Source organism: Colwellia sp. BRX10-3, from assembly GCF_014077505.1.
GTDB lineage: Bacteria > Pseudomonadota > Gammaproteobacteria > Enterobacterales > Alteromonadaceae > Cognaticolwellia.
In genome coordinates, this window is the sequence record NZ_JACGWA010000001.1 from 275,083 (window position 1) to 288,038 (window position 12,956).

At 37.1% G+C, this 12,956-nt stretch carries 10 protein-coding genes and 1 pseudogene; 1 reads left to right on the forward strand and 10 read right to left on the reverse strand.

Translation table 11 applies throughout. The annotated features are described in order from the left end of the window. Positions 1 to 52 precede the first annotated feature (52 nt). The 6 genes and pseudogenes from galU to H4J38_RS01240 form a co-directional block, all read right to left on the reverse strand. Positions 53 to 955: a UTP--glucose-1-phosphate uridylyltransferase GalU gene (galU, locus tag H4J38_RS01215; RefSeq protein WP_182128687.1), complete on the reverse strand. Its 903-nt coding sequence runs from the start codon at positions 953 to 955 to the stop codon at positions 53 to 55. Between the two features lie 292 nt (positions 956 to 1,247). Next, positions 1,248 to 2,348 carry a dTDP-glucose 4,6-dehydratase gene (gene rfbB, locus H4J38_RS01220; RefSeq protein WP_182128689.1) on the reverse strand — a complete coding sequence of 367 codons (1,101 nt, stop codon included), beginning with the start codon at positions 2,346 to 2,348 and terminating at the stop codon, positions 1,248 to 1,250. A gap of 29 nt (positions 2,349 to 2,377) precedes the next feature. Then, entirely contained in the window at positions 2,378 to 3,274 is an 897-nt protein-coding gene (gene rfbD / locus H4J38_RS01225) for a dTDP-4-dehydrorhamnose reductase (protein ID WP_259365357.1), read from the reverse strand. Between the two features lie 23 nt (positions 3,275 to 3,297). Beyond that, a complete protein-coding gene (gene rfbC / locus H4J38_RS01230; protein WP_182128691.1) occupies positions 3,298 to 3,846 on the reverse strand; it encodes a dTDP-4-dehydrorhamnose 3,5-epimerase in 549 nt (182 codons plus the stop codon). A 254-nt stretch (positions 3,847 to 4,100) separates the two neighbouring features. Beyond that, on the reverse strand, positions 4,101 to 4,979 hold the full coding sequence (gene rfbA, locus H4J38_RS01235) for a glucose-1-phosphate thymidylyltransferase RfbA (RefSeq protein WP_182128693.1): 879 nt from the start codon (positions 4,977 to 4,979) through the stop codon (positions 4,101 to 4,103). Between the two features lie 175 nt (positions 4,980 to 5,154). After that, a pseudogene (locus H4J38_RS01240) lies at positions 5,155 to 5,678 on the reverse strand (UTP--glucose-1-phosphate uridylyltransferase); the annotation flags it as partial. Positions 5,679 to 6,068: 390 nt separating this feature from the next. Here H4J38_RS01240 and H4J38_RS01245 point away from each other — a divergent pair. Beyond that, complete coding sequence (locus tag H4J38_RS01245; protein ID WP_182128695.1) at positions 6,069 to 7,529, forward strand: capsule assembly Wzi family protein; 1,461 nt, start codon at positions 6,069 to 6,071, stop codon at positions 7,527 to 7,529. A gap of 525 nt (positions 7,530 to 8,054) precedes the next feature. Here H4J38_RS01245 and H4J38_RS01250 read toward each other — a convergent pair. The 4 genes from H4J38_RS01250 to H4J38_RS01265 form a co-directional block, all read right to left on the reverse strand. Next, complete coding sequence (locus tag H4J38_RS01250) at positions 8,055 to 9,221, reverse strand: nucleotide sugar dehydrogenase (protein ID WP_182128697.1); 1,167 nt, start codon at positions 9,219 to 9,221, stop codon at positions 8,055 to 8,057. A gap of 14 nt (positions 9,222 to 9,235) precedes the next feature. Beyond that, positions 9,236 to 9,994: a glycosyltransferase family 2 protein gene (locus H4J38_RS01255; RefSeq protein ID WP_259365358.1), complete on the reverse strand. Its 759-nt coding sequence runs from the start codon at positions 9,992 to 9,994 to the stop codon at positions 9,236 to 9,238. After that, complete coding sequence (locus H4J38_RS01260) at positions 9,984 to 11,378, reverse strand: phosphomannomutase CpsG (protein ID WP_182128701.1); 1,395 nt, start codon at positions 11,376 to 11,378, stop codon at positions 9,984 to 9,986. The genes H4J38_RS01255 and H4J38_RS01260 overlap by 11 nt, the downstream gene beginning before the upstream one ends. Positions 11,379 to 11,470: 92 nt before the next feature. Beyond that, positions 11,471 to 12,877, reverse strand: coding sequence for a mannose-1-phosphate guanylyltransferase/mannose-6-phosphate isomerase (locus tag H4J38_RS01265; RefSeq protein ID WP_182128703.1), 1,407 nt, complete (start codon positions 12,875 to 12,877; stop codon positions 11,471 to 11,473). Positions 12,878 to 12,956 lie beyond the last annotated feature (79 nt).

Here is a 12,956-nt window from a genome sequence, read left to right on the forward strand (position 1 = left end):
ACAAGGAGAACAATAGGTGAGTAAAACACTGAAAATACGCAGTGCCTTTACTTTAAATCTTCATCAACTCAGTCAAATAACTTCTAAATTCATCAGCCATTTCTGGGTGACGTAAACCATATTCAACATTAGCTTTCATATAACCTAGCTTAGAACCACAATCGTGTGATTTACCTGTCATGTGAAATGCTTCAACAGTTTCTTTTTCCATTAGCATCGCAATAGCATCAGTTAATTGAATTTCGTCACCAGCACCAGGAGGTGTTAGTTTTAACAAGTCCCAAATTTTCTCAGATAGCACATAACGGCCAACCACAGCGAGGTTTGACGGTGCGTCTTCAACGGCTGGTTTTTCAACAATAGCTGTCATGGTTTTTGACTCGCCTGGCGCAAGATCAACACCACCACAATCAACCACACCATAGCTACTAACCATTTCCATAGGTACAGGCTCAACCATAATCTGGCTGTAACCACCTACTTCGTTATAACGCGCTAACATCGCGGCTAAATTTTCAGTTTTTAAATTTGCCGTAGCATCATCTAAAATCACATCAGGTAACACGACTACAAAAGGTTCATTACCTATAATAGGTCGTGCTTTTAATACCGCATGGCCCAAACCTTTTGCTTCGCCTTGGCGAACATGCAATATGGTGACGTCTTTCGGGCAAATCGCTTGGATTTCATCAAGTAATTGGCGCTTAACACGTTTTTCTAAGGTTGTTTCAAGCTCAAAAGATTTATCAAAATGATTTTCAATGGCGTTTTTAGAAGAATGCGTAACTAACACAATTTCTTTAATACCGGCAGAAATACATTCATTAACAATGTATTGAATAAGGGGTTTATCAACAATAGGTAACATTTCTTTAGGTATTGCTTTTGTTGCTGGCAACATCCGTGTTCCTAAACCTGCGACAGGTATTACTGCTTTTGTGATCTTATTTGGCATTTTTATCCTTATTTGCAACTTTTTATATATTGTATGGGTTGCTTCAGTACTTGTCATGACATTTATAGATGAAAAATTTGAAGCCATACCGCCTAGTAATAAAATTCGTTACCGCGTTTAATCCTCTTCAAACCATCGTAAACAATGACAGCTAAAGCTAGAACCTTGCTATTTTAAACCAAAAAAGTTCATCACAGCAATACGATAATTTAACTATAGAAAAGGCCGGAAATCCGACCTTTTAATTATAACGATTATATATATTTCAAATATTTTTAGCTACGGGCAGTATTTATGAATATTGCTCTGCGATCCAGTTTTGGTAAGAGCCATCCATCACACTTTGCCACCAAGCTTCATTATTTAAATACCAAGCAACGGTTTTAGCAATACCTGTTTCAAATGACTCTTTAGGCTTATAGTTCAACTCATTGTTGGTTTTGGTCGCATCAATGGCATAACGACGGTCGTGACCAAGTCGGTCTTTCACGTAAGTAATCAGTGACTCAGTGTTTTGCGCCATCGCCGCTTTAGCCGCCGGAAAACGAGTTGCTAAATCTTTATTTTTAACAAACTCTTGTTCAACAAGTTTTGAAATAGTTTTAACAATATCAATATTTGCCCACTCATTGTCGCCGCCAATATTGTAATTTTCACCAACTCGACCATTTTGTAATACTAAATCAATACCATAAGCGTGGTCTTCAACGTATAACCAATCACGAATTTGTTGACCATCACCGTATATTGGCAAGGCTTTATCATGCAAAATATTAGTAATAACTAAAGGAATAAGCTTTTCAGGAAAATGAAACGGCCCATAGTTATTTGAACAATTACTGGTAGTAACATTTAAACCATAAGTATGATGATAAGCACGCACTAAATGATCACTAGCCGCTTTACTCGCCGAATAAGGTGAATTAGGCGCATAAGCAGTATCTTCGGTAAAAGCTGGGTCGGTAGGTGAAAGCGTGCCATAAACTTCATCAGTAGAAACATGATGAAATCTATGCCCTTCAACAATACTTTCGCCGTCTAACCACACTTTTTTAGCCGCTTTAAGTAAGCTATAAGTACCCATGATATTAGTTTCAATAAAGGCATCAGGACCAGTAATAGAGCGGTCAACATGAGACTCTGCGGCAAAATGCACTAAAGTATCAATACTATGCTCAACCAGTAATGTTTCAATTAAGGCTTGGTCGCAAATATTACCGTGCACAAAAGTAAAGTTAGCTTGGTCTTTTACACTGTCTAAATTAGCAATATTGCCCGCGTAAGTTAACGCGTCAAGTACCACAACTTTATCGGCTGAATATTTCTCCATCCAATAATGTACAAAATTAGCGCCAATAAAACCTGCACCACCTGTAACTAATAATTTTTTCATAAAAATCTCGAATTAATAATATAATTTAACTATGCTTCGCGTTCATGTTTTAACGCGGTCATCATATGTGTTAACTGTGCTTGCCAATGCATTAACGAAAGTTCTGGCAAAGCGTTAACCAAACTCGCTTTATCAAGCACACTGTAATGCGGGCGTTTGGCGGGCGTAGGGTATTGCGCAGTAGTAATAGGTTTTATGGCTATTTTTTTATCTAATAAACCAAGCTCTACGCCAATATTTTGAATAGCTACAGCAAAATCATACCAACTAGCCACACCAGTATCAGTATAATGATGAACACCAACAACTTGGCTATTTAAACTTGCAATACAAGCTTGCGCTAAACCTTTAGCATAAGTTGGCGTACCAATCTGGTCACTAATAACACCCAATTCAGGTTTAGTCGCCATTAAATTCAGCATAGTTTTTACAAAGTTATTACCGTGCGTTGAATACACCCAAGACGTGCGAATAATAGCGCTATGTTCGGGGTAAATATTGGCAATTAACTGTTCACCCTGCGCTTTACTCGCGCCATAAACACCTAGCGGGTTTATTTCATCGCCCGGTAAATAAGGCGCACCTTTATCACCATGAAAAACAAAATCTGTTGATATATGCACAAATGGCACTGACAGGGTTTTACACGCTTGCGCTAAATTACCCACAGCTTTGGCATTAAGTGCAAATGCATTTTCAACATCACCTTCAGCTTGATCTACTGCGGTGTAAGCTGAGGCATTAATAACACCAACGGCGTTATACTGTTTAAAACAGTTCACCAGTGCTGGAATATCTTGCAAGTCAACATCGTCACGCCCTAAACAGACTATTGCTTGTTCAGATGTTGAAAGTTGACTTAATTCCCAAGCAAGTTGGCCAGATTTTCCAATAACGATTATTTTCATTGTGTTTTTATCTGTCATTATCTATCAATTTAGCTAAGTATTTATTTAAATGTTGGCGCATCTTTGAACAACAGCCCTACTTCATCTTTAGCAGATAACGAAGGTTTATTGCCATCGCGTAGTGGCCATTGAATGTTTAATGCCGGATCGTTCCATAATAACGACACTTCATGCTCAGGGGCATAATAATCAGTACATTTATAAACGAATTCTGCCGACTCACTCATGACATAAAAGCCATGCGCAAAGCCTTGAGGCACCCATAATTGGCGTTTATTTTCGCCAGAAAGTACCACGCCAACATGCTGGCCATAAGTGGGTGACGATTTACGCATATCAACCGCAACATCATAAACTTCACCTGAAGTAACGCGAACTAATTTGCCCTGCGTATTTTTCAGCTGATAATGCAAGCCACGTAAAATACCATGGCTCGATTTACTGTGGTTGTCTTGCACAAAAGTTTGCTCGGCACAGTGCTTAGTAAACTCGTCAACACGAAAGGTTTCCATAAAAAAACCACGTTCGTCACCAAACACATTCGGTTCTATTATTTTAACGTCAGCAATAGCGGTATCTATATAATTCATAAAATCCCATCAAAATACAGAAAAAACAACTCACAGGGAGTAAACAAGGATAACAACAAGAGGTAAAAATACTTAATATTAAATAAAACCCTCTTTCTCTTCTCATTCAGTCCTCCCTGTAAAAATCATATAAATATCTCACAGGAAGTAAACAAGGAGAGCAGGAGGTAAAGAGGAATACTAGTTCTATAAAACATTGAACTTAAAACCTCTTTCCTTTCTCATTCTCTCCTCCCTGTAAAAAAGGTTAGGCTTTAAAACACTCGCTCTTCAATCAGTTTGATCAAATATTCGCCGTAACCACTTTTACGTAACGGTTGGGCTATTTCACGCAACTTTGCTTCACTTAACCAGCCATTACGATAAGCCACTTCTTCAGGGCAATTAACTTTTAGGCCTTGGCGTTTATCAATGGTAGAAATAAATTGTGCCGCTGCTAATAAATCATCATGAGTACCAGTATCAAGCCAAGCTGTACCACGGCCCATAATTTCAACTTTTAACTCGCCCGCTTTTAGGTATTGATCTATTACATCAGTTATCTCTAATTCGCCACGTGGTGAAGGCTTAACGTTTTTAGCAAATTCAACTACACGCGAGTCAAAAAAGTACAAACCAGGCACTGCATAATTCGATTTAGGCACTTGTGGCTTTTCTTCAATTGAAATAGCCGTACCGCTAGCGTCAAACTCAACTACACCATAAGAACGTGGGTTTGACACATGATAACCAAAAACCGTGCCGCCTGATGTTTGAGCATTAGCATTTTGCAAAGACTTAGTTAAATCATGGCCATAAAACATATTATCGCCAAGCACTAATGCGGCGGCTGCACCTGCAAGAAACTCTTCAGCTAAAATAAAGGCTTGTGCTAAACCATCAGGGCTAGGTTGTTCTTTATAAGAGATTGATATACCGAAGTTTTCACCATTGCCGAGTAAATCTTCAAATCTATGAGTTTCTTCTGGAGTAGAAATAATTAGGATCTCTCTAATGCCAGCCTGCATTAGTGTAGCAAGGGGATAGTAAACCATTGGTTTATCATAAACCGGCATCAGTTGCTTACTAACCACTTTGGTTAATGGATAAAGTCGAGTACCGCTACCACCGGCTAAAATAATTCCTTTATGCATGTAATTTCCTCTTTTATTTAAACAAACTAAAATACTGAACTTTCACTATTTCCAAGTACAACGACGTTCTGCAATTTCTCGCATACTACTTCCATTACTTAAAGGAGTTAAATTTTGACTCCTCCGGTGCAAGCTCAACACCACCACAATCAACCACACCGTAACTACTGACTTACTTCATAGGTACAGGGCAGGTTCAACCATAATCTGGCTGTAACCACCTACTTCGTTATAACGGCTTAACATCGCTGCCAAATTTTCAGTTTTTAAATTTGCCGTTGCATCATCTAAAATAACATCGGGTAACACAACAACAAAAGGTTCGTTACCAATAATAGGCCGCGCTTTTAATACCGCATGGCCTAAACCTTTTGCTTCGCCTTGGCGAACATGCAATATGGTGACGTCTTTCGGGCAAATCGCTTGAATTTCATCAAGTAATTGACGCTTAACACGCTTTTCTAAAGTAGTTTCAAGCTCAAACGACTTATCAAAATGATTTTCAATGGCGTTTTTAGAAGAATGCGTAACTAATACAATTTCTTTAATACCCGCAGATATACATTCATTAACAATTTATTGAATAAGCGGTTTATCAACAATTGGGAGCATTTCCTTTGGAATAGCTTTAGTGCCCGGTAACATCCGAGTGCACAAACCTGCGACAGGTATTACCGCTTTTGTGATCTTATTTGTCATTTTTTCCTTAAATTGCAATTCTTTACTAATTGTATGGCTTGTTTATCTAGTTGTCATGGACTTTATAGATAAAAATATGAATGTATGCTTTAAATTACGAAAAACAAGATTTAAACTCAGCTTAAGTATTGAACCCACCGCATAACAGTGCTGGTCGCTAATATCTTTGTTCACCACGATAAAGTTAACTTTATATTTGTAGAGAAGTTAGGGGGCACTTTAGGTAGCGCAACTATTCATACAACAGCGAAAAAGATATAATTAATTTTTAACTCAAGCTACTTTAGCCATAAATCAATATCTTGTAATTTTTAGTTATGGCTTAACTTTCAGAGCAACATAAATTTAATGAAAAAATTAATTTCAATATTCATCACTCTAACAATTTTTATGTTACATCAAAACACTCAAGCTGAGCCTTGGGTTAATACCTCTAACATATACTTAAAAGCTAATATTCAACTACTAGCAGATACTGGCCACATTATAACACCAGTCACAACCTACCCATTAATGTGGCAAGATATTATACGAGATATTAAAAATATAGAACTTAACAACTTAACCCCTAACCAGTTAAACGCTTATCACTATATAAAATATCAATTTCAATTAGCGAGCAAAAACCAAATACGTATAAAAGCGCAAACATCGAAAAACGACAGTCGATTTGTCACCTTTGGTGATACTTTTCGTGATAAAAACAGCATACAGGTTCAATTTAGTATGGTTGGGGATAACTTTGCCGCCAAGCTTTCTCCTAGTTTTAGTAATTCACGAAACGATACAAATAGTAGCAATTTCGAGGAAAGTTATATTGCTGCTTTTATCGGCAACTGGGTAATTTCATTAGGTAAACAAAATAGATGGTATGGTCCAACTTGGGACACAAGCTTAAGCTTATCCAACAACGCTAGTCCGATACCTGCAATTGCGCTTACTCGAAAGTCGGCCGAACCATTTACTATCCCTTTCACCAAAGTAGATATACCGTGGACTGTTACAACATTCATGGGAAAAATGGACGATAACCGAATAGTAAAAAACACTTTACTGTGGGGTTTCAGGCTTAATTTAAAACCATTTAAGAATCTAGAGTTAGGTGTCACCCGCTTAGCCCAATGGGGAGGAGAAGGCCGGGAACAAAGCTTATCTACTTTTGGGGATATACTAATTGGCAAAACAAATTGCGGTATTGACGGAGTTGTTTGCGAAGGTAACACCCTGAATCCTGCAAACCAACAAGCCGGATATGATTTACGCTATACCATGAATATTTTTGATTTTCCGTTGAGTTTTTATGGGCAAAAATTTGCTGAAGATGGTAAAGAAGGCACTTTACAATATTTAACTAAAGCTCAACCCCAACTAGGTTTTGATTTACATCTCAATGTTTTTGGTAAGCCAAGTACGGTTTACATTGAGTGGGCCGATAGTCTTGCAGATTGTGGTGAACGGGATAAAATTGGCAACTGTTATTATGAGCATTCAAATTATGAAACCGGCATGCGTTACGAAGGACGTGCCCTTGGCAGTAGCTACGACAATGATGCAAAAACCTATGTAATTGGCACCATTTCACAACTTGATATCAATACTCATATGACAGCACGTTTGCGTTATTTAGATCTCAATTATGATAATCAAGACAAAGCTCCTAATAACTCAATAATTGGCAATACAGTGTCTAGTATCGCCGAACAGGTTTGGATAATTTCAGCTAGTATTCAACATGATAAGCAAAACTGGCGCTTTACTTTAGGCACTGATATTAGTCGATCAACTTACATTGATAAGTTACCTAATAGTAACGATTTGAATATTTCACTGACTATTGAATATAACCTTTAGAGCCTGGGGTTTTCAGGTTAGTATTTCATCTAAAAACCCATATTCGCTATTTAATGATTATCGAGCCCTTCACTTTGGTAATGATAGAACAAAATTTTACTCTATCTTTTTGATGAAAAGGCTTGTTATAAGCGTGTTATTGATTTGTACTTTTTGCGGTTTGTCGCCTGAAAGCCCACTCAACCCTTGATATTAATGGCATAGAGAAAAGCATCATGGTATGTACAATATTAAGGATTCAATTTTTGTTCAGCGAGGCGATGCCGCGTATTAAGTTTCAGTAAATAATAAAAATGATACCGCTGAGTATCATTTTTATGTGTTCTAAATTTAACGACTACTACCTACTTTTTATAAAACTCTTTAAACCAACTTACAAATTCAGCCACGCCTGTTTCAACACTAACTTGTGATTTATAGCCTGTTTTAGTTGCTGGTAACATCCTTGTACCTAGACCTGAGAGGGGAACACGGCTTTCTATATTCTATTTGGCATTTTTGTCCTTAAATATTATTTATATTCAACTAATCCGATCCAAAGAGATCTCTAGTATAAACTTTCTCAATTACGTCATTTAAATCTATACACATTCTATTGGCAACAATGACATCTGATACTTTTTTAAAGTCATTTATATCCTTGATTACTTGCGAATTAAAGAATTCGTTTTCTTCAAGTGCAGGTTCATATATAACCACCTCAATTCCTTCAGCTTTTATCTTTTTTATCACGCCTTGAATTGCTGAAGCTCTAAAATTATCTGAGCCTGTTTTCATTATTAATCTATAAAAACCAACTCTTTTAGGGTTCTTTTTAATAATAGAGTTAGCTATAAAGTCTTTGCGTGTTTCATTAGCGTCAACTATAGCTTTAATTAAGTTATTAGGTACATCTTGGTAGTTAGCAAGAAGTTGTTTAGTATCTTTAGGTAAACAATAGCCACCATAACCAAATGAAGGGTTGTTATAATGAGTGCCTATTCTAGGGTCCAATCCTACTCCATCGATAATATGCTTGGAATCTAAATCATGGGTTTCAGCATAAGAGTCCAATTCGTTAAAATATGAGACCCTCATAGCAAGGTAAGTGTTAGAAAATAATTTTACGGCTTCAGCTTCAGTTGAATTGATAAATAGTGTTTCTATATTTTCTTTAATTGCACCTTTAACAAGTAAGTTTGCAAAGAGTTTAGCACGCTCACTTTGCTCGCCGACAATTATACGAGACGGATAAAGATTGTCATGCAAAGCCTTACCTTCGCGTAAAAATTCAGGTGAAAACATTATATTTTCACAACCGAATTCTTGCTTAATACGTTCAGTATAACCAACAGGAACTGTCGATTTAATAATCATCACAGCATTAGAGTTAACAGCTAAGACATCTTTAATAACCGCTTCTACTGAAGAGGTATTGAAGTAATTTGTTTCTACATCATAGTCTGTTGGTGTTGCAATTATGACAAAATCAGCATCTGAATAAGCCAGATTTTTATCAAGAGTCGCTTTAAAGTTGATAGCTTTATTGACTAAAAAGTCTTCAATCTCAACATCTACAATCGGAGATTTTTTTTGATTTAATAAATCAACTTTTTCTTTAATTATATCAACCGCAATGACTTCATTGTGCTGCGCTAACAACATTGCATTTGATAAACCCACGTAACCTGTACCGGCTATTGCTATTTTCATCTGACTCTCTTTTATTATTTTCTAAATACAGCGCGCCAAGCGTAGAAGCAAAAACAAATCGCTGACTTTATTAATGGTAACTTTTCAACTTCCCTATATATCTGCCATTGTCTCTTAGCCTTTTTAAATTTATTTCTTGATATCGAATTAGGCATAATACGGTAACTGGTTAGTACCTCATTAAGCAAATGCGCTTTTTTACCCGTTTTCAAAAGTTTTAGCCATGTGGCATAATCCTGCCCGGTACGTAATAAAGGCATAGTAATATCATTAAACGCGCTTCTTCGCAGCATAACTGTAGAACAACCTAAAGTGGCTTTTTTCTTAAGCATATCCTGGTAATTAAAAGCACCTATTTGATTAAAATCAACTGTCTTATTTAATGTTGTCCCATTTAAGTCAATTAAATCATAAGCGGTGAACGAAAAGTCTATATTAGTCGCCATAAAGTTGAGTTGTTTTTCAAGCTTAACAGGTACCCATAAATCATCACTATCAATGAAAGCCACATACTCCCCACTCACTCGACTTAAAGAGTTATTTCTCGTCACCGCCGCACCAGAATTAATATCATTTTCAAACACTTTTACTCTAGCATCTGATTTTGAAATTTCCTTCAATATTTTTACAGTACTATCATTTGAACAATCATCAGTTACTAACCACTCCCAATCTATAACTGTTTGCTTTTTTATTGAGTCATATGTCTTTAAAATTTCTGATTCAGAATTATATGTCGCTGTGACAATAGATACTTTTACTTTACTTTTCATCATACTCGCTTAATATATCAAGAATTTCTTGTGTTTTCTTTTTCATTAAGATCAAATCAGCCTTAGACTCAACATTCAACCTAACAACAGGTTCAGTATTTGAACTACGTAGGTTAAAGCGCCACTGACCTTCAGCATCGTTAAATTCAAGACTGATACCATCTGTTTGATCAAAAACAACTGCCTCAGTTTTATAAACAGCAAGTACTCGCTCAATTGCTGCTTTTGGATCAGCTAATTTTGAGTTAATTTCACCTGAAGAAGGGTAAGCTGCAATTCGTTCTGATACAGTTTCCGATAACTTCATGTTTTTCACACAAAGTAACTCGGCTACTAGTAACCAGGGGATCATACCTGAGTCACAATAAGCAAAATCACGAAAATAATGATGTGCACTCATTTCGCCACCATAAACAGCATCTTCTTTGCGCATACGTTCTTTAATAAATGCATGCCCTGTTTTGCATAATACTGGTTCTCCGCCTGCCGCTTCAACCACATCAATGGTATTCCATGTTAAACGTGGATCATGAATGATTTTCGCTCCAGCATTTTTTTGTAAGAACGCCTCAGCTAATAAACCAACAATATAATACCCCTCAATGAACTGTCCCTTTTCATCGAATAAAAAACAGCGGTCAAAATCACCATCCCATGCAATGCCCATGTCGGCATTATGTGCTAACACGGCATCGATAGTATCTTGACGGTTTTCTCGTAATAATGGGTTAGGGATGCCATGAGGAAAATTGCCATCGGGCTGATGATGTACTTTAATAAACTCAATCGGCACATTCAGTTTTTTAAATTTGGCCTCGATAGCGTCAATTATATGGCCAGAGGCACCATTTCCAGAATTAACAACTAACTTCATTGGTTTTATATTACTTGGCGTAATGTACTCAAATAAATGCTCTACATATGCTTCTAATGTTGATGACCTTGTTAAAGTGCCATGAATTTCTGCTTTATCAGCAAAATTTTCACTTTCAGCCAAAGCTTTTATATCAAATAACCCGGTATCGCCACTGATAGGTTTTGAGTCGGCTTTAACAAGTTTCAAGCCATTATAATCCATAGGATTATGACTGGCCGTTACTTCAACGCCGCCATCAACCTTAAGGTAAGATGTCGCGAAATAAATCTCTTCAGTGCCTGTCATACCAAGGTCGATAACATTAACTCCCGCATCTAGCAGGCCATCGGCAAGTGCTAGCTTTAATTCTTCTGAAGTTAAACGTACATCACCACCAACAACAATAGTTTTTGCTGATAATATTTCGCCCATCGCTCGCCCTATTCTATAGGCGATATCTACATTAAGCTCTTCACCTAATTTGCCGCGAATATCATAAGCCTTAAAACAAGTTAATTTTTCAGTCATTACTATCTCTTTAGTTAAATCTAATTATAAAAAAGGTAATTTGAAATCAAATTACCTTTTAAAATGTTTATTTATTAATACACGCCTAAAAGTTAAACGCGACCATATTTATCTTCAAAACGTACAATATCATCTTCACCTAAATATGAACCTGACTGTACTTCAATCAATTCTAAAGGCACTTTGCCTGGATTTTCTAATGCGTGAATAACGCCAACCGGAATATACGTTGATTGATTTTCAGTTAATAAAATATCTTTATCACCATTGGTTACTTTCGCCGTACCTGATACTACAATCCAATGTTCAGCTCTGTGATGATGCATTTGTACAGATAATTTAGCCCCGGGCTTAACAGTAATGCGTTTCACTTGAAAACGTTCACCCGTATCAATCGAGTCATAGGCTCCCCATGGACGATATACTTCGCGATGATGCTTAAATTCAGAACGTTCTTCGGCTTTTAGGTGTTCTACTATTTTCTTAACTTTTTGCACTTCTGAAAGCTTAGAAACTAAAATAGCGTCTTTGGTTTCCACAATGGCTATATCTTCAAGGCCAACAGTCGCCACTAATTTTTCTTGTGCGTGTACTAAAGTATTTTTAGTATCAATCGCAATAACATCACCAATTAAGGCATTGCCATTAGCATCTTTATCGCTAACTTCCCACAGAGCAGACCAACTACCCACATCGCTCCAACCGCAATCCATTGGTACAACTACCGCGTCAGTAGTTTTTTCCATCACGGCATAATCAACTGAATCATCAGGACATGACTCAAAAGCAACTTTATCAACACGAATAAAGTCTAAATCACTTTTGGTATCAGTCATGGCTTTTTCGCATGCGGCTAAAATATCAGGACGGTGGATTTTTAGTTCGGCTAAATAGCGGCTAGCTTTAAACAAAAACATGCCGCTATTCCAATAATAATCACCGGTAGATAAATAAGACTCAGCAGTAGCCTGATTTGGCTTTTCTACAAACTCAGCAACACTATACCCGGCATTTGAGAGTTCTTCACCACGTTTGATGTAACCATAACCCACTTCAGGAGCGGTAGGCACAATACCAAAAGTTACTAACTTTCCAGCTTCGGCATGTACTTTAGCCTGCTCGACTGACTCAGCAAATGCTTGCTCATTTTTTATCACATGATCAGCTGCAAGCACCAATAACAACGGATCTTGTCCGCTTTTCATTGCTTGTAAAGCAGCTAAAGCTATAGCAGGTGCAGTGTTACGGCCAGCTGGTTCTAGAATTATCCCGTTGTTAGGAATGTTTTTTAAGCGAAACTGCTCTGCTACAGAAAATCGATGCTCTTCATTGCAAATGACAATTGCTGGCGCATGCTCCAAACCAGATAAACGCTCTACTGTTGTTTGAAGCATGGATGACGTTCCATGCAATGTTAAAAACTGTTTAGGAAACATTTGACGTGACAAAGGCCACAAACGCGAACCAGATCCGCCCGCCATAATTATTGGTAATATCATTTTTTAATCCAAAATTTTATTTTTAAACAAACTACAAACTACACACTTACTCATTAGTTTATTATCGTTTGGTTACCCT